General features: G+C 63.4%; 16 protein-coding genes. 6 read left to right on the top strand and 10 right to left on the bottom strand.

Translation table 11 applies throughout. The annotated features are described in order from the left end of the window. Positions 1–39: 39 nt before the first annotated feature. Positions 40–1,689: an energy-dependent translational throttle protein EttA gene (ettA, locus tag EB230_RS16225; RefSeq protein ID WP_056571985.1), complete on the bottom strand. Its 1,650-nt coding sequence runs from the start codon at positions 1,687–1,689 to the stop codon at positions 40–42. A gap of 253 nt (positions 1,690–1,942) precedes the next feature. Between ettA and EB230_RS16220 the strand changes: the two genes are divergently transcribed. After that, the gene (locus EB230_RS16220) at positions 1,943–3,229 is read left to right on the top strand and encodes a GGDEF domain-containing protein (RefSeq protein ID WP_172375092.1); all 1,287 of its coding nucleotides are present in this window, start codon (positions 1,943–1,945) and stop codon (positions 3,227–3,229) included. 38 nt (positions 3,230–3,267) lie between these two features. On the opposite strand, the gene EB230_RS16215 is transcribed toward EB230_RS16220, so the two are convergent. Further along, positions 3,268–4,275 (bottom strand): ribonuclease, encoded by a 1,008-nt coding sequence (locus EB230_RS16215; protein ID WP_172373209.1) that lies wholly within the window; start codon positions 4,273–4,275, stop codon positions 3,268–3,270. Positions 4,276–4,458: 183 nt separating this feature from the next. On the opposite strand from EB230_RS16215, the gene EB230_RS16210 reads away from it, so the two are divergent. The 3 genes from EB230_RS16210 to EB230_RS16200 all read left to right on the top strand — a co-directional run bounded on the left by EB230_RS16210 (position 4,459) and on the right by EB230_RS16200 (position 8,312). Further along, positions 4,459–5,391 carry an alpha/beta hydrolase gene (locus EB230_RS16210; RefSeq protein ID WP_056571982.1) on the top strand — a complete coding sequence of 311 codons (933 nt, stop codon included), beginning with the start codon at positions 4,459–4,461 and terminating at the stop codon, positions 5,389–5,391. A 99-nt stretch (positions 5,392–5,490) separates the two neighbouring features. Beyond that, positions 5,491–6,666 carry a CaiB/BaiF CoA-transferase family protein gene (locus EB230_RS16205; protein ID WP_172373208.1) on the top strand — a complete coding sequence of 392 codons (1,176 nt, stop codon included), beginning with the start codon at positions 5,491–5,493 and terminating at the stop codon, positions 6,664–6,666. Continuing rightward, on the top strand, positions 6,663–8,312 hold the full coding sequence (locus EB230_RS16200) for a thiamine pyrophosphate-binding protein (protein WP_172373207.1): 1,650 nt from the start codon (positions 6,663–6,665) through the stop codon (positions 8,310–8,312). The genes EB230_RS16205 and EB230_RS16200 overlap by 4 nt, the downstream gene beginning before the upstream one ends. Positions 8,313–8,355: 43 nt before the next feature. Here the strand turns inward: EB230_RS16200 and EB230_RS16195 are convergent, their stop codons facing one another. Further along, positions 8,356–8,799, bottom strand: a complete 444-nt coding sequence (locus EB230_RS16195) for a CHRD domain-containing protein (RefSeq protein WP_056571975.1) — start codon at positions 8,797–8,799, stop codon at positions 8,356–8,358. Between the two features lie 164 nt (positions 8,800–8,963). Further along, positions 8,964–10,247, bottom strand: coding sequence for a cystathionine gamma-synthase family protein (locus tag EB230_RS16190; protein ID WP_172373206.1), 1,284 nt, complete (start codon positions 10,245–10,247; stop codon positions 8,964–8,966). Between the two features lie 122 nt (positions 10,248–10,369). On the opposite strand from EB230_RS16190, the gene EB230_RS16185 reads away from it, so the two are divergent. Next, positions 10,370–10,828, top strand: a complete 459-nt coding sequence (locus EB230_RS16185) for an Lrp/AsnC family transcriptional regulator (protein ID WP_056571969.1) — start codon at positions 10,370–10,372, stop codon at positions 10,826–10,828. Between the two features lie 61 nt (positions 10,829–10,889). On the opposite strand, the gene EB230_RS16180 is transcribed toward EB230_RS16185, so the two are convergent. The 4 genes from EB230_RS16180 to EB230_RS16165 form a co-directional block, all read right to left on the bottom strand. Beyond that, a complete protein-coding gene (locus EB230_RS16180; RefSeq protein ID WP_172373205.1) occupies positions 10,890–11,861 on the bottom strand; it encodes an ABC transporter substrate-binding protein in 972 nt (323 codons plus the stop codon). 41 nt (positions 11,862–11,902) lie between these two features. Further along, positions 11,903–13,057, bottom strand: coding sequence for an ABC transporter permease (locus tag EB230_RS16175; RefSeq protein WP_172373204.1), 1,155 nt, complete (start codon positions 13,055–13,057; stop codon positions 11,903–11,905). Next, positions 13,054–13,932, bottom strand: coding sequence for an ABC transporter permease (locus EB230_RS16170; protein WP_172373203.1), 879 nt, complete (start codon positions 13,930–13,932; stop codon positions 13,054–13,056). Before EB230_RS16170 ends, EB230_RS16175 begins: the two co-directional genes overlap by 4 nt. A 319-nt stretch (positions 13,933–14,251) precedes the next feature. Continuing rightward, entirely contained in the window at positions 14,252–15,043 is a 792-nt protein-coding gene (locus EB230_RS16165) for an ABC transporter ATP-binding protein (RefSeq protein ID WP_056571950.1), read from the bottom strand. A 130-nt stretch (positions 15,044–15,173) separates the two neighbouring features. Between EB230_RS16165 and EB230_RS16160 the strand changes: the two genes are divergently transcribed. Further along, the gene (locus EB230_RS16160; RefSeq protein ID WP_172373202.1) at positions 15,174–15,578 is read left to right on the top strand and encodes a cupin domain-containing protein; all 405 of its coding nucleotides are present in this window, start codon (positions 15,174–15,176) and stop codon (positions 15,576–15,578) included. 23 nt (positions 15,579–15,601) lie between these two features. Here EB230_RS16160 and EB230_RS16155 read toward each other — a convergent pair whose 3' ends face one another. Continuing rightward, complete coding sequence (locus tag EB230_RS16155; protein ID WP_056571945.1) at positions 15,602–15,979, bottom strand: hypothetical protein; 378 nt, start codon at positions 15,977–15,979, stop codon at positions 15,602–15,604. Position 15,980: 1 nt separating this feature from the next. After that, entirely contained in the window at positions 15,981–17,432 is a 1,452-nt protein-coding gene (gene hydA / locus EB230_RS16150) for a dihydropyrimidinase (protein WP_172373201.1), read from the bottom strand. Positions 17,433–17,462: the final 30 nt, after the last annotated feature.

Genomic DNA, 17,462 nt, shown 5'->3' with positions numbered 1-17,462 from the left:
TCCTCATGTGGTTTGAGAATTCGCCGCCCCTATGGTCCCCTACCGCGTCAGCCGCTTGTGCGTCATGCGGTGCGGGGCCGCCGCTTCGGCGCCCAGGCGCCGCAGCTTGTCCTTCTCATATTCCTCGAAATTGCCTTCGAACCATTCGACATGCGCATCGCCTTCGAAGGCCAGCATGTGGGTCGCCATGCGGTCGAGGAACATGCGATCGTGGCTGATGATGACGGCGCAGCCGGCATAGGCTTCGAGCGCGTCTTCCAGCGCTCCCAGCGTTTCGGTGTCGAGGTCGTTGGTCGGTTCGTCGAGCAGCAGGACATTGCCGCCATTCTTCAACATCTTGGCCAGATGCACGCGGTTGCGCTGGCCGCCGGAGAGGTTGCCGACCTTCTGCTGCTGGTCGCCGCCACGGAAGTTGAAGGACGAGCAATAGGCGCGGCTGTTGATCTCGTGCTTGCCGAGCTTGATGATTTCGGCGCCGCCGGAGATTTCTTCCCACACGGTCTTATTCCCATCCAGTGCATCGCGGCTCTGGTCGACATAGCCCAGCTTGACCGTCTCGCCGATGCGCACGGTGCCTGCATCCGGCTTTTCCTGGCCGGTAAACATCTTGAACAGCGTCGTCTTGCCGGCGCCGTTCGGGCCGATGACGCCGACGATGCCGCCTGGCGGCAGCCGGAACGACAGGTTCTCGATCAGAAGCTCGTCGTCAAAGCCCTTGTTGAGGCCTTCGACCTCGATGACCACATTGCCGAGGCGCTCGCTCGAGGGAATGACGATCTGTGTATCGGTCGGCTTGCGGTTCTGCGATTGCTCGACCAATTCCTCATAGGCCTTGATACGCGCCTTCGACTTAGTCTGGCGGGCCTTCGGGCTCGACTGGATCCATTCGCGCTCGCGCCAGATGGACTTCTGGCGGGCGTCGTCCTCGCGGCCTTCCTGGATCAGGCGCTTGGCCTTGGCGTCGAGATATCTGGTGTAGTTGCCCTCGTAGGGAATGCCGCGGCCGCGGTCGAGTTCGAGGATCCAGCCGGTGACATTGTCGAGGAAGTAGCGGTCGTGGGTGATGATCAGCACCGAGCCCGGATAGTCGCGCAGGTGCTTTTCGAGCCACGCCGTGGTCTCGGCGTCGAGATGGTTGGTCGGTTCGTCGAGCAGCAGCAGGTCGGGCTGTTCGAGCAGCAGCCGGCAGAGCGCCACGCGGCGGCGCTCGCCGCCCGACAGGTTGGTGACTTCGGAGTCAGGCGGCGGACATTGCAGCGCGTCCATCGCCATCTCGACCTGCTGGTCGAGATCCCAAAGGTTGAGCCGGTCCATCTCGTCCTGGAGCTTGGCGGACTCGTCCGCCGTCTCGTCGGAATAGTTCATCATCAGCTCGTTGTAGCGCTCGATGATGGCGGTCTTCCTGCCGACGCCGTCCATGACGTTTTCACGCACGGTCTTGGAGTTGTCGAGATGCGGCTCCTGCGCCAGGTAGCCGACGGTGGCACCTTCGGCCAGCCATGCCTCGCCCTGGAACTCCTTGTCGAGCCCGGCCATGATGCGCAGGATCGTCGACTTGCCCGAGCCGTTCGGCCCGAGAATGCCGATCTTGGCGTCCGGGTAGAAGGACAGATGAACGTTATCGAGCACCTTCTTGGTGCCATAGGCCTTCGACAGGCCGGACATGTGATAGATGAACTGGCGTGCCACGCGCGCTTTCCCTGAAACTGACTGAATTGTCGATTTGAATGGAGGTTGGCCGCTATGTAGGCGATGCGGCGGCGAACGGCAATCGCTTTTGCCAGATCAAGCCGACCACACGAACTAAGTGCGCGCCGCCTCCTGAAGTTTTCCATCGGCAACGAGCCGCTGAAAGCTCCGGTTAACCCTTCCGCGTCAAAAGAGGATCGGGGTGGAATCGCCGGCTGGCCGCGATTCCTGGAAAGAGAGCGGATCGACGGCATTGCTGAACAGTTTCCTGCTCCTTGCCGAAGCGATCGTCTACTTCAGCGTCATGGTGACGCTTTTTCGCTTCAGGAAGCGCATTGGTCTGGGCGTTTTCGTCTGCGCGCTCGGCGTCATGCACTTCCTGGAAACCTATCTCGCCAGCGTCTTTTATGTCGCCTTGCCATTCGGCATGGTTTCGCCGGGCTCGGCGGTGCTGTTTTCGGGCAAGCTGGTGATGCTCCTCCTGCTCTACATGAAGGAGGACGCCGCCACCGTACGCCAGCCGATCTACGGCCTGCTGCTCGGCAATGCGCTGATGATCGGGCTGGTGCTGCTCTTGCGCCTGCACGCCATAGCGCCGCTGCCCGATGGCCGGCTGCCCGACATCGGCTTCATCGACGAGATGGGCTGGCTGATGGTGTGGGGCACGACGCTGCTGTTCATCGACGCCATCCTCATCATCCTGATCTATGAAAAGCTTGGCCGGTATCTGCGCGAGGCGCAGTTCGCACGCATCCTGATTTGCGTCGCCTGCGTGCTGACCTTCGACCAGGCGGGTTTCTTCACCGCGCTGCATTTCGTTGCCGGCGCGCCGATCGATGTCTTCCTCGGCGGCTGGTTCGCCAAGATGGCCGCGGCCCTGGCCTTCAGCGGCATGCTCGTGGCTTACCTCAGATGGTTCGAGGAGCGCGACATTCCGCTGCCGCGTGGGCTGACCGATATTTTCCAGACGCTGACATACCGCGAGCGCTACGAAGCACTGGTCGAGCATGTCGGCCGCGACGGCCTGACCGGCCTGCTGCATCGCGGCCGCTTCGATGCTGACGGGGAAGCCGCGGTCGAGATCAGCCTGCGCACGGCGAGGCCGCTCAGCCTGCTGATCATCGATGTCGACCATTTCAAGTCGATCAACGACCGTTTCGGCCATGCCGAGGGCGACAAGGTGCTGAAGACGGTTGCGACCCTGCTTCGCGAGGTGGCCAGCGCCGAAGACCAGGTGTTCAGGATCGGCGGCGAGGAATTCGCCGTCCTGAGTTCGCGCCCGCATTCGGTCGCCAGGCTGTTTGGCGAAAGCATCCGCTACGCGGTCAAGGCATCGGCCGTCACCAGCCGCTTCGAGCTGACCGTCAGCGCCGGGGTTTCAACCGTCGGCGAAACGACCCGCTGCCTTGCCGATCTGTTGGCGCTCGCCGACCAGCGCCTCTACAAGGCGAAGTCGACCGGGCGTGATCGCGTCGTCGGCGAGCCAGGCGGCCCCGAGGCCGATATGGCGGTCGCTTGGACCAAGTCGGGGCAAATCTAGCGCCGGTCACGGGCAGGCGACGGCCGTTCGGGCGGCGCTTACTGGAACCCGATCGCGTCGACGGTGCCGGTCGGGCAACCGGCCTTGTTGGTCGGCACCGAGGCCAGCAGCAGGTTCTTGAGCGAAGCGTTCGGGCCGATCGGGCCGGCAAGGCCAAGCGTCAGTTCGCCGATCAGCCGCCGGCCGCTCGTGGGATCGATGACGCAGGACACCCGCACGCGGTCGCCTGCTCCCGCGCCGAACGCGGTGTCGAAGGCGCCGCGGATCTGGTCCGCCGTCAGCTTGCCGCCAATATTCTTGACGAAGAGATCGCGCACCGGCGAGCTGTTGACCTGCCGCATCAGGCTGAGCGCATCCGCAAAATACTCCTGCTGGCTCTTGCCGTAGCAGGTGCCGTGCTTGATCCACTCATGCCGTTCCAGCTGGGAGGCCGTCCCCGGCATCACCTGGTCGAGCTCCTTGCGGGTGCCAGCGTCCAGATTGACCGGCGGCAGGTCCTTCCAGTGAGCCGGATTGTCGTTGGCCTTGTCGTTGGCCGCCACCTGGCAATAGAAATTGCCGTTCGGCTGCGGCCACAGGCCGTGCAGGGTGAAATTGGTGGCATCGAACTCGTTCGGGTTCTGCGCCTTGCATTCGGTCTTGTTCGACTTGGTCTCGCAAAAAGCCGGCTGCCAGCTCAGCGCGAAGACATATTCGGGCTTGCCCGAGGCGGCGGGCTTGCCTTGTCCGCCAGGTGCAGCCGGCACCGTCGCGGCACTGCTGCCCGACAGATGGCCGCAACTGACCTTCACCCAGCGGCGCTCCGGATCGGCACCCGGCACCAGGATCAGGTAATGTGTCGGCGCGTCCTTGTTGCCGGCCAGCAGCTGGTAGCTCTGTCCGGCATCGGTCGAGACATTGCCGGGATTCTTGCCGTTTTTGATGGCTTGCGTTGCCGGACAGGCAGCGTCGGCGACGAAAGTGCCGCTCATCTTGACGTCGGCATGTGCCGCGCCGGCCAGCGATACCGCCAGCATGGCCAATCCGAAAACAACACCAATGCGCATGAGAATCCCCGGCTGAAGAAAGTGGGCGACAGACTGAAGCTGTCTCCATGTCAGAATTGCGATGTTTTGCTGGCCAAACGCAAGAAACATCGTCGCGCAAAAGCAGTTGCTGTGGATTGACGCGAAACCGGCGCCGGCGCAAACAAAACCAACAACGATAAATGGGGGAGAGAACAGGCGGCCATGCCTTTCAGTCAACAACGCATGGTCCGCTCACCGACCGGGGCCGATCTCAATCTCCTCGTCAGGCATGCCGATGGCCGGCCACGTGCCGTCGTCCAGATCAATCATGGACTGGCCGAACACGCCGCGCGCTATGCCGGTTTCGCCGATTTCCTGGCCGCGCGCGGCCTCCACGCCTATGTCCACGATCATCGCGGCCATGGCGCGACCAAGGCGCCCGACGCGCCGCTCGGCAAGTTCGCCGACAAGGATGGCCCAGCCAAGGTGATCGCCGACGTCGATACCATCCATGACCTGATCGCCAGCGAATGCCCTGATCTGCCGGTCATCCTTTTCGGTCATTCGATGGGCGCGTCGATAGCGCTGAACTACCTTTTGAGCCACTCGCCGCGTGTCCATGCCGCCGCGATCTGGAACGGCAACTTCTCGCAAGGGCGGCTTGGGCAGGTAGCGCTCGGCATCCTTGCCTGGGAACGGATGCGGCTGGGCTCCGACGTCCCATCGCGCCTGCTGCCGAAACTCACCTTCCAGGCCTGGGGCAAGGCGGTGCCCAACCACCGCACGCCGTTCGACTGGTTGTCGCGCGACGAGGCCGAGGTGGCGAAATACATCGCCGATCCGCTGTGCGGCTGGGACGCCTCGGTGTCGATGTGGCACGATGTGGTCTCCATGGCGATGAACGGCGGCAAGGATGCCGGGTTCACGAGCGTGCGGCGCGACCTTCCGGTCGCGATCGTCGGCGGCGAGAAAGACCCCGCTTCGGACTACGGCAAGGGCATCACCCACCTTGCCAACCGCATGCTCAGGATGGGCTTTTCGAATCTCGTTTCAAAGGTTTACGCCGACACCCGCCACGAAAGCCTGAACGAGGTGAACCGCGACCTCATCATGGACGATTTCGCCGCTTGGGCCGACGGTGCCCTGAAGGCGTGACCGATTGGCCTATTGCAAGGGCCGTGACAGCCATTGCCGGTCTTGGTAGAGCCTCTGATCTCGCGGCAATCACGGTGATTGCCGCAATCATGGTGATTTATGGCTGAACCCCCGCTGAAAGGTGTCCGCGTCATCGAACTCGCCCGCATCCTGGCCGGCCCCTGGGCTGGACAGTTGCTCGCCGATCTCGGCGCCGATGTCATCAAGGTCGAAAGCCCCGACGGCGGCGACGACACCCGCAAATGGGGCCCGCCCTTCGTGATGAGCCATGACGGCGAGAACCTGTCGGCCGCCTATTACCATTCCTGCAATCGCGGCAAGCGCTCCATCGCCATCGACTTTTCGACGCCTGAGGGTGCGCAAACCATCCGCCGGCTGGTCGCCACATCGGATGTGCTGATCGAGAATTTCAAGCTCGGCGGGCTCAGGAAATACGGGCTCGACCATGACAGCCTGCGCCAGATCAACCCGCGCCTCGTCTATTGCTCAATCACCGGGTTTGGCCAGGACGGCCCGTATGCGCCACGCGCCGGCTACGACTTCATCATCCAGGCCATGGCCGGCATGATGTCGATCACCGGCGAGCCCGGCCGTGAACCGCAAAAGGCCGGCGTCGCCATCTCGGACATCTTCACCGGGCTTTATTCGGTCATCGCCATCCAGGCCGCGCTGCGGCACGCCGACCAGACCGGCCAAGGCCAGCACATCGACATGGCGCTGTTCGACACGCAGATCTCGGCGCTCGGAAATCAGAACCTCAACTATCTCGTCTCCGGCAAGTCGCCGGTGCAGATGGGCAATGCGCATATGAACATCGCGCCTTACGAGGTGGTGCCGGTCCGTGACGGCCACATCATCCTGGCGGTCGGCAATGACGGCCAGTTCCAGAAATTCTGTGCCGCCGTCGGGCTGGACGATCTGTTCGTCAATCCCGACTTCGCCACCAATCCCGCCCGGGTCGCCAACCGGGTCGAGCTGCGCGCGCGCATCATCGAGGCGCTGAGCATCCTTGATCGCGATCCGCTGCTGGCAAAGCTCGAAGCCGCTGGCGTGCCGGCGAGCCCGATCAACACGATCGGCCAGATGTTCGCCGACCCGCAGACGATCGCGCGCGGCATGCGGCTCGACCTCGACGACGGCCATGGCAACCGTCTGCCTTCCGTGCGCGCGCCGATGGTGATGTCGGGCACGCCGCTGGTCTATGAACGCCCTTCGCCGCGCCTAGGCGAACATACCGACGAAATCCTCGCTGAGCTGGAGAGATCAGGCAAATGAAGACTGGTGGACAACTGATCGTCGAAGCGCTGGAAGCGAACGGCACCGACCGCATGTTCTGCGTGCCGGGCGAATCCTATCTCGCGGTGCTCGACGCGCTGCACGACTCGGCGATCCGTACCATCGTGTGCCGCCAGGAAGGTGGCGCGGCGATGATGGCTGACTGCCAGGGCAGGCTGACCGGCAAGCCCGGCATCTGCTTCGTCACCCGCGGCCCCGGCGCCACCAACGCCTCGGCCGGCATCCACATCGCCATGCAGGATTCGGTCCCGCTCATCCTGTTCATCGGCCAGGTCGCCAGCCACGCCAAGGAGCGGGAGGCGTTCCAGGAGGTGGACTATAAGAGGTTCTTCGGCGACATCGCCAAATGGGTGGTCGAAATCGACGATGCCTCGCGCATCCCGGAATTGGTCACTCGCGCTTTCGCCGTGGCGACATCGGGACGCCCCGGCCCAGTGGTCATCTCGCTGCCCGAGGACATGCTGACCAGCGTGGTCGACGCGCCGGACGCACTTCCCCACACGCCGGTCGAGACATATCCCGGCGCGGCCGAACTCGACGCGCTGGAGATGCTGCTTAACGGCGCCAAGCGCCCGTTCGTCATTCTCGGCGGCACGCGCTGGAATGAGGAAGCCGTGGCGCACATGCGCGCCATATCAGAGACATGGTCGCTGCCGGTCGGCTGTTCCTTCCGACGCCAGATGCTGTTCGACCACCTGCACCCGAACTATGCCGGCGATGTCGGCATCGGCATCAATCCGAAACTGGCCAACGCCATCAAACAGGCGGACCTCGTGCTGCTGATCGGCGGCCGCATGGGCGAAATGCCGTCTTCGGACTACACCTTGCTGAAAAGCCCCTACCCCGACCAGGCGCTGGTCCATGTTCACGCCGATGCCGGTGAACTCGGCCGCGTCTATCGGCCGACGCTGGCGATCAACGCCTCGCCCTCGGCTTTTGTCGAGGCTTTCGCCAAGCGCAGACCGGCCGCGACACCAGGCTGGGAGGACGAGCCGGCGAAGCTGCATGCCGCCTATCTCGACTGGTCGACACCACCGGAAACCGGCCCCGGCACGGTCCAGATGGGGCCGATCATGAACTATCTGGAGAAGGTACTTCCCGACGATGCCATTCTCACCAACGGTGCCGGCAACTACGCCACCTGGGTGCATCGCTTCCACCGCTCCCGCCGCTTCGGCACACAAGCAGCGCCGACATCGGGTTCGATGGGCTATGGCACCCCGGCCGCCGTCGCCGCCAAGGCGCTGTTCCCGGAGCGCACCGTGATCGCTTTTGCCGGCGACGGCTGCTTCCTGATGAACGGCCAGGAATTCGCCACCGCCGTGCAATATGACCTGCCGATCGTCGTCATCGTCGTCAACAACGGCATCTACGGCACGATCCGCATGCACCAGGAGCGCGAATATCCCGGCCGCGTCGTCGCCACCGGCCTCAAGAACCCCGATTTCGCATCGCTGGCCCGCGCCTATGGCGGCCATGGCGAGACAGTCGAGAAGACGGCTGATTTCGCGCCCGCCTTCGAGCGAGCCCGCGCCAGCGGCAAGCCGGCGATCGTCGAAATCAGGCTCGATCCGGAAGCCATCACGCCGACGCGCACGCTGACTCAGATCCGCGACAAGGCGTGATTCAAAAAGGGGCTGATATCAGCCCCTTTTTGAAGTGCTTGCGCTACTTCGCAGCCTCGATCTGGCCGCGGATCTCGCCATCCTTGTTGGCGGCGGTGTGGACGTTGACATAATAATTGCCGGCCGCAAGGTCGGCAGCCTGTGCGTCCGTCAGCGTCGCGGACCCCTTGATCGGGCTCTTGAGCTTGCCTTTGAACGGGATGACGGGAGCGGCATTCGCACCCATCGCCGCCGGGCCGTGAATATGCGCTGCAACAGCCGGTCCGCTGAGGCCGGAATATTTCACGTTCCAGCTGAGCTTCTTCTTGGTGGTGTCGAAGGTGAGCGTGGCGGTGCCCTTGCCCTTGGTGGTTACGGGCGGGCTCTGTTGGCTGCCATCGAGCGTCGCCTTGTACTTCACCACCTCGGCCATGGCCGGGGACGCGAAGAAGAAAGCGGTCGAAATGGCCAACGCCGAAAGTACCGGCAAGATGGAATATGTGCGCATTAAGGACCTCCGTGGCTGTCGCATGCGTCGCGAGCCCCCGTCGCGCGCATGCCTCAACTGGAACGGTTGGACGGGCCAATGTTTCCCTGCACACGGTTTTGTGACCGGGAAAGCAGCAAAAGAGGCGATCGCTCGCCCTTTTCCGAAAGCCGGAAGAGTGGCTGTCAGACCGCCGCCAGCGCCTGCGTCAGGTCGGCGATCAGATCGTCCGGATGTTCAACGCCGATCGACAGCCTGACCGTGGTCTCGAGCACCCCGATGCGCTGTCGCACGTCGAAGGGAATGCCGGAGTGGGTCATCGCCGCCGGGTGGCTGGCGAGCGATTCCGTGCCGCCGAGGCTTACCGCCAGCTTGAAGATCTGCAGGGCGTTGAGGAAGGCGAAGGCCGCCTTCTCACCGCCCCTGATGTCGAAGGAGAAGGTCGAGCCGGCGCCGCTGCATTGCGCCCTGTAGGTGCGGCCAGCCGGCGTATCCTCGCCCAGGAACGGCAGATAATGCACCTTCTCGACCTTGGCGTGATCGCGCAGGAATTCGGCGACCAGGCGCGCATTGTCGTTAGCCCGCTCCATGCGGATCGACAGCGTCTCAAGCGAACGGCCGAGCATCCAGCAGGAATGCGGGTCGAGCTGCGTGCCGATCGCGCCACGCAGCGCCTTGATCGGCTTGGTGACCGCCTTGCTGCCCATGGCCGCGCCCGCGATCAGGTCGGAATGGCCGCCGACATATTTGGTCAGCGAATAGACCGAGACGTCGGCGCCGTGCTCGATCGGCCGCTGGAAGACGGGACCGAGCAGCGTGTTGTCGCAGACGATGATCGGCCTTGAGCGCTGCCCGGCACCGATCTCGTCGGCGATCGTCTTGATCAGCGCAATGTCGACCAGGCTGTTGGTCGGGTTCGATGGCGTCTCGATCAAAATGACCGAAACACGGCCCTTCGCCACCGCGGCATCGGCTGCGGCGCGCACCGCTTTCTCGTCGACACCGTCGGCAAAGCCGACTGCGCCGATGCCGAATCCGGAAAGCGTGCGCGTGAGCAGCGTCTCGGTGCCGCCATAGAGCGGCTGCGAATGCAGGATGACATCGCCCGGGCGGGCATAGGCGAGCAGCGTCGTGGCGATCGCCGACATGCCGGATGAGAACAGGATGCAGGCATCCGTCCCCTCATAGACCGCCAGCCGATCCTCGACGATCTCGCTGTTGGGATGGTTGAAGCGCGAATAGACCAGGCCCGACGCCGTGCCGCTCGGCGGCTCCTTGCGGCCGGATGTGTAGTCGAAGAAGTCGCGTCCCTCTTCCGCCGATTTGAACACGAAGGTCGAGGTCAGGAACACCGGCGGCTTGACCGCGCCCTCCGAAAGTTGCGGATCGAAGCCGTAGCTCAGCATCAGCGTCTCCGGATGGAGCTTGTGGTTGCCGATATGGGTTTTCGACGGGCGCGGCGCGGTCATGACTCTTCCTGTTTTTCGAGGGGTATTCCGCCGCAATTTATGCGATCCCGATCAGCCAGTCCTTGCTATTCCTGGGCTTGCATGGCTGCATGTCGGCAACAATTTGCCGCGAGAGAGCGAAAGTGCAGCAGAAGATAGCCGACGACTTCGACCTCAGGATTCTCAGGGAATTGCGGGCGGATGCCCGCATCACCAACAACGAGCTTGCCGAGCGCATCGGCCTGTCGCCGTCGCCTTGCCTCAGGCGTGTGCGGCGGCTGGAGGAGACCGGCGTCATCAGGGGCTACACCACGCTGGTCGACCCCGCCGCCTTCGGCTGGAGCATGGTCGCCATCGCCACCATCCGGCTCAGCCGGCAGAACGAGGACGAGATCGTCATGTTCGAGGAGGCGATCCGCGGCTGGGAAGAGGTGTTGGAGTGCCACCTCGTTACCGGTTCGCGCGACTATGTGCTGAAGGTGGTGACCGGCAGCCTGGAACAGTATGAGCGCTTCATCAAGGAAAAGATCGCGCGGCTGAAATGCGTCGCCTCGATCGAAACCAGCTTCGTCATGAACACCATAAAGGAACGGCGCCTCTGAGGCGCCGTTCCATCTGGTCGTTTGAGCATGATCTTTCCGGGATCACGCTCCCACAGGCCTATTATTTGATCGCCTTGTCGGTGATCGCCGTCGTGTAGGCGCCTTTCGGCTCCTTGGTGATGATCTTCTGGTCGAGCAGCGCCTTGGCGGTGCGCTCGTAGGTCGCCGGGTCGAGCTTGCCATCGGCATTGTCGATCAGCTTGGCGACTTCGCTCATCATCCGCTTCTGGTGGTTCTCGTCCTGGCCGCCGCCGTCCATGACGATGCCGGCGGCTTCGTCATTGTTGTCGACGGCATATTTCCAGCCCTTCATCGAGGCGCGCACGAAACGAACCATCTTGTCCTCGAAGGCCGGGTCCTTGAGCTTGTCTTCCGAGGCATAGAGCCCGTCCTCGAGCAGGTCGTTGCCCATCGCCGAGTAGTTGAACACGGTCAGCTGTTCCGGCTTGTAGCCGGCGTCGATCAGCTGCCAGTACTCATTGTAGGTCATGACCGAGATGCAATCCGCCTGCTTCTGGATCAGCGGCTGCACGTCAAAGCTCTGCTTCAAGACCGTGACGCCGTCCGGGCCGCCGTCGGTCTTCAGGCCAAGCTTGTTCATCCAGGCGTAGAACGGATATTCGTTGCCGAAGAACCAGACACCGAGCGTGTGGCCCTTGAAGTCGGCTTCGGTCTTGATCGGGCCGTCCTTCGGGCAGACCAGTTCCATGCCGGCCTTCTTGAACGGCTGGGCAATGTTGACCAGCGGCACACCCTTTTCGCGCGCGGCCAGTGCGCCGCCCATCCAGTCGACGATCACGTCGGCGCCGCCGCCGGCGATCACCTGCTCGGGCGCAATGTCCGGGCCGCCCGGCTTGATGTCGATGTCGAGACCCTCGGCCTCGTAGAAACCCTTGGCCTTGGCGACATAGTAGCCGGCAAACTGGGCCTGCGTGACCCATTTCAACTGCAACGTCACCTTGTCGGCGGCCATCGCCTGGAACGCGGCCAGCGACATCGCGCCGGCCAGAACGGGAATAATCAGTTTTTTCATTCTTTTACCCTCTGAAGTTAGTGCCCTTAAACCCACCGCCCCTATCCACCACGGACAGAGGGATGCCAAAACGTGACGGCTCTTTCGACAAGAGCGACCACGCCATAAAAGACCGAACCCGCAAGTGCTGCAACTGCGATTTCGGCCCAGACCATGTCGATGTTCATCCGCCCGACCTCGGTCGAGATGCGGAAGCCCATGCCGACCACGGGCGTGCCGAAGAACTCGGCGACGATGGCGCCGATCAGCGCCAGCGTCGAGTTGATCTTCAGCGCGTTGAAGATGAAGGGGGCCGCCGCCGGCAGCCGGAGCTTGATCAGCGTCGGCCAGTAACCCGACGCATAGGTGCGCATCAGGTCGCGCTCCATATGGCCGGAGGCGGCCAGGCCGGCGACCGTGTTCACCAGCATCGGGAAGAAGGTCATGATGATGACGACAGCCGCCTTGGACTGCCAGTCGAAGCCGAACCACATCACCATGATCGGCGCCACGCCGATGATCGGCAGTGCCGAGACCATGTTGCCGATCGGCAAGAGCCCGCGCCGCAGGAACGGCACGCGGTCGGCGAGGATCGCGGTGATGAAACCGGCGCCGCTGCCGACGACATAACCGAAGAGCACCGCCTTGAAGATGGTCTGCCGGACATCGGCGCCGAGCACCGGCAGCGAGCTCGCGATGCGCGCGCCGATGGCGCTGGGCGGCGGCAGCAGGATGAAGGGGATGCCTGCGCCGCGCGTCACCGCTTCCCAGATGATCAGGATCCAGGCGCCGAATATGGCCGGGATGATCAGCCGCAGCGCGTTGCGGGCCAAGCTCCTCATCGGACGAAGGCTGGACAGCACCGCCACGCAGCGCCAGCCAAGCAGCCAGGCGGCCGCGAGCAGCAGGAAATAAGGTGCCAGTGCCGTGCCTTCGAACCCCGCGATGCCCGAGATCAGCAGCCAGGCAACGAGATGGGCGCCGACAAACAGCACGACCGCCTCTGCAAGCGGTGGAATCCTGATCATCGAGATCAGTGCCGCCACGATCGCCAGGCCGAGCATCAAACCCTTGGTTCCGAGATAGGGATAGTTGATGCTCGCTGTCGGGTCCGCGAGCGCTGCCGCTTCCGGCTTCGACATCGCGCCGAGGGCGACCGCGATCAGGCAGAGCACGATCGCCAGCACCGCTTGCCAGGAGGGTTTCAACCAGTTCATGCCGGCCTCCCGCCCATGGCGCGGTCGACGAGGCGGCCGGCAATGCCGACCACCATGACCAGAAGTGCCGCCACGATGGAACCCGCGACCAGCGCCGACCAGATGTCGATGGACTGGCTGTAATAGGCGCCGGCGAGCAGCTTGGCGCCGATGCCGGCGACCGCGCCGGTAGGCAGTTCGCCGACGATGGCGCCGACCAGGCTTGCCGCCACCGCCACCTTCATCGAGGTGAACAGGAACGGCACCGAGGCCGGGACACGCAATTTCCAGAAGGTCTGCGCACGGCTTGCATTGTAGGTGTGCATCAGGTCGAGATGCATGATCTCGGGCGAGCGCAATCCCTTCACCATGCCGACGGTCACCGGGAAGAACGACAGATAGGTCGAGATCATCGCTTTCGGGATCAGGCCGGTGATGCCGATCGCCGCCAGCACGACGATGATCATCGGCGCCACCGCAAGGATCGGAATGGTCTGCGAAGCGATGATCCACGGCATCAGGCTGCGGTCCAGCGTCGCCACATGCACGATGCCCACGGCGATGATTATGCCGAGCGCGGTGCCGAAGGCGAAGCCGAGCAGTGTCGACGACAATGTCACCCAGGCATTATAGACGAGGCTGCGGTTCGAATTGATGGGCCGCAGGAAGGTGTTTTCAAAGAAATTCACCGCCACCTGATGCGGCGCCGGGAGCGTCGGCTTCGGCTGCGCCAGCGTCTTGCCGATGAATTCGACCGCGCCGGGGGTTTCGTTGGCACGAGTGTCGAGATCGCGCTGGAATGGCGTGTTGAGGATGACGGCCATGACGTACCAGAGCACGACCACGCCGGCCAGGATCGAGGTGACAGGGACGAGCTTGTCGCGGAAGGAGTCCATCTAGCGCTCCCCCTCTCCTCTCCCCGCCGGGGAGAGGATGGCCGGAGCGAAGCGGAGGACGACCACCTGTTTCTTCGTCATCCTAGGGCGAAGCAAGGAGCGAAGCGACGCGGCGCAGACCCTAGGATCCATGCCGTTACCTCTATGTTCCGCAACGGTGCGGAACACGGCACCCTTTGCGCGACCGCGGCTGGAAGCCGTTCTCCGCCGGTTTGACCCCTCGCCCGACGTCACGGTATGGATCCTAGGGTCTGCGCGACGCTTCGCGCCGCTCCGCCCTAGGATGACGAACGCGTAGGACGTTCTCTGGCGAGGGCACTCAATCATCATAGCTGTGCCCTGCCCGCAGACCATCGCGCACGCGCGCGGCGATCGCCAGAAACTCCGGCGTTTCGCGGATGTCGAGCGGCCGCTCCTTCGGCAGTGTCGATTCGATGATGTCGCTGACACGCCCCGGGCGCGGTGACATGACCACGATGCGCGTCGAGAGGTAGACGGCTTCCGGAATGGAGTGGGTGACGAAGCAGATGGTCTTGTTGGTGCGCGCCCACAGTTGCAGCAATTGCTCATTGAGATGGTCGCGCACGATCTCGTCCAGCGCGCCGAATGGCTCGTCCATCAACAAGAGGTCGGCGTCGAAGGCGAGCGCACGCGCGATCGAGGCGCGCTGCTGCATGCCGCCGGAAAGCTGCCAGGGGTATTTCTTCTCGAAGCCCGAGAGGTTGACGAGGTCGAGCGTGCGCTTGATGCGCTCCGCCTGCTCCGCCCTGGAGAGGCCCATGATCTCCAGTGGCAGCGCGACATTGCGTTCGATCGTGCGCCACGGAAACAGCGCCGCGGCCTGAAAGACATAGCCATAGGCGCGCTTCTCGCGGGCCTGCTCCGCGGTCATGCCGTTGACCGAGATCGTCCCCGATGTCGGTTTCTCCAGGTCGGCGATGACGCGCAGCAGCGTGGTCTTGCCGCAACCCGACGGCCCGATGAAGGAGACGAATTCTCCCTTGCCGATGGTCAGGTCGACATTGGACAGCGCCTGGACCGGTCCGTCATTGGTCTGGAAGGTGAGGCCAAGTTTGCTTGCCGCGACGACGGCTGGCGAAATTCCGGTCATCGGCTGCCGCCTGCCTGTTCCCGCCCCTGCGGCGCCGTCCGGTTTCCGATTGCTTTTATAGCGATGTTGTTTTCCACTCGCCCAGTCCCATTGGTCTTGTCCCACTCGAATCGACGCCCGGAGTTCCCCGATGTCGCCCAAACCCACTTGCCATCTTATCCGCCCTGGAAGCACTTATGAAGGCAAGCAGGGTTTGACCTATTTCGCCGGCATTGCCACGGAATCGGTCGGCTCTTCCGGCATCTGCATGCACGTTCTCACCATGCCGCCCGGCGCCCGCGCCAAGGCGCATCTGCACGAGAGCCATGAGACGGCGATCTATGTGCTCTCCGGCGAGGTCAATACCTGGTATGGCGACCGGCTCGAACACCACATCGTCGTCAAGGCTGGTGACCTCTTCTACATTCCTGCCGGCGTGCCGCATCTGCCGGCCAATCTGAGCAACGCCCCGTCTTCGGCCGTCATTGCCCGCACCGATCCCAACGAACAGGAAAGCGTCGTCCTGCTGCCGGAACTGGATGCGCTGGTCGCCTGAAGTCGACGCAAAGGCTCGTGCCGTCATTTGCACCGAGAGACTTCGCCCATGACGTTGCCGTCCTCATCGGCGATCACCAATCTCTTGGCGTTCTTGGCGCTCTTCCTGATGGTGAACTGGCCGGGCGTCTCGCCCTCCTCGCCCTCCGCCTGGCAACTGGCCTTCACAACCAGCGACCCGTCGGCCTGGACCTTTTTTTCGGTGAAGGTGCAAGCGCTCGCCACCGTGACGAATGCCTCGCTGGTCAGAAGCAGCATGTCCTCGGCATAGACCTCTTGGCCGTTCTTGTTGATGCAACCGGACTTGTTGCCATAAGGCTTGCTGAGGTCGATGCCGGCCGCCGTCGCCTGGCTTGCCGCCAGAACCATAAAAGCGCTGACAAGAAGTCCCCCGCGCCGCATCTCAAACCCCCGTCGCCGGGATGCCTGTGCGTTCCACCTTGCGCGGCGCGGTGATCTCCTTCCACGTCGACAGCGCGCGGTTGACCGCGGCGTTCGGCTCGCGCCCGACGAACTGGCCGTGGCCGGGCCTGGCCTTCACCTCGGTCTCCTCGATCGACAGTTCGCCGCGCGAGAAGACGAAGCGTGGCAGGCCGGTCACCTCGACGCCTTCGAAGACATTATAGTCGATGACGGACTGCTGCTTCTTGGCTGCGATCGTCTTCTTGCGCTTCGGATCCCAGACGATGATGTCGGCGTCAGCACCTTCGACGATGGCGCCCTTTTTCGGATACATGTTGAGGATTTTTGCGATGTTGGTCGAGGTCACCGCGACGAACTCGTTCATCGTCAGCCGCCCGGTGTTGACGCCCTTGGTCCACAGCACCGGCAAACGGTCCTCGAGCCCACCGGTGCCGTTCGGTATCTTGGTGAAATCGCCGACGCCGAAGCGCTTCTGCTTGGTGGTGAAGGCGCAATGGTCGGTCGCCACCACTTGCAGCGACCCGGCCTGCAGGCCGGCCCACAGCGAATCCTGGTGCAATTTGTTGCGGAAGGGCGGGCTCATCACGCGCCGCGCGGCATGGTCCCAGTCCTTGTCGAAATACTCGCTCTCGTCCAGCGTCAGGTGCTGGATCAGCGGCTCGCCGAACACGCGCATGCCCTTCTGCCGCGCCCGGCGGATGGCCTCGTGGCTCTGCTCGCAGGAGACATGCACGACATAGAGCGGCACGCCGGCCATGTCGGCGATCATGATGGCGCGATTTGTGGCCTCGCCCTCCACTTCCGGCGGGCGTGAATAGGCGTGACCCTCGGGGCCGTTGTTGCCGGCGGCGAGCAGCTTCTGCGACAGGGCAGCAACCACGTCGCCATTCTCGGCATGCACCAGCGGCAGCGCGCCAAGGTCGGCGCAGCGTTGAAACGACGCGTACATCTCGTCGTCATCCACCATCAGCGCGCCCTTGTAGGCCATGAAGTGCTTGAACGAGGTGATGCCCTTGTCGACGACGGTCGCCATCTCGTCGAACACCTGCTTGCCCCACCAGGTGATCGCCATGTGGAAGGAATAGTCGCACGACGCCTTGGAGGTCTTGTTGTCCCACATCTGCAGGGCTTCGAGCAGCGATTGCTGCGGCGCCGGCAGGCAGAAATCGACCACCATCGTGGTGCCGCCGGCAAGGGCCGCACGCGTGCCGGACTCGAAATCATCGGCCGAATAGGTGCCCATGAAAGGCATTTCGAGATGGGTGTGCGGGTCGATGCCGCCCGGCATCACATAGCAGCCGGTGGCGTCGTACTCATGGTCGCCATGCAGGTCGGAGCCGATGGCGACGATCTTGCCGTGGCTGAACAGCACGTCGGCCTTCCAGCTGCGGTCAGCGGTGACGACGGTGCCGTTCTTGATGACTTTGGTCATTTTCGTGTTCCCTTGTTCTTTTCGCGCTTC

It is taken from the genome of Mesorhizobium sp. NZP2234, from assembly GCF_013170765.1.
In the GTDB taxonomy this organism is placed as follows: Bacteria; Pseudomonadota; Alphaproteobacteria; order Rhizobiales; family Rhizobiaceae; genus Mesorhizobium; species Mesorhizobium loti_D.
The sequence above is the reverse complement of the archived record's forward strand: the minus strand, read 5'-3'. Positions and strand labels throughout refer to the sequence as shown.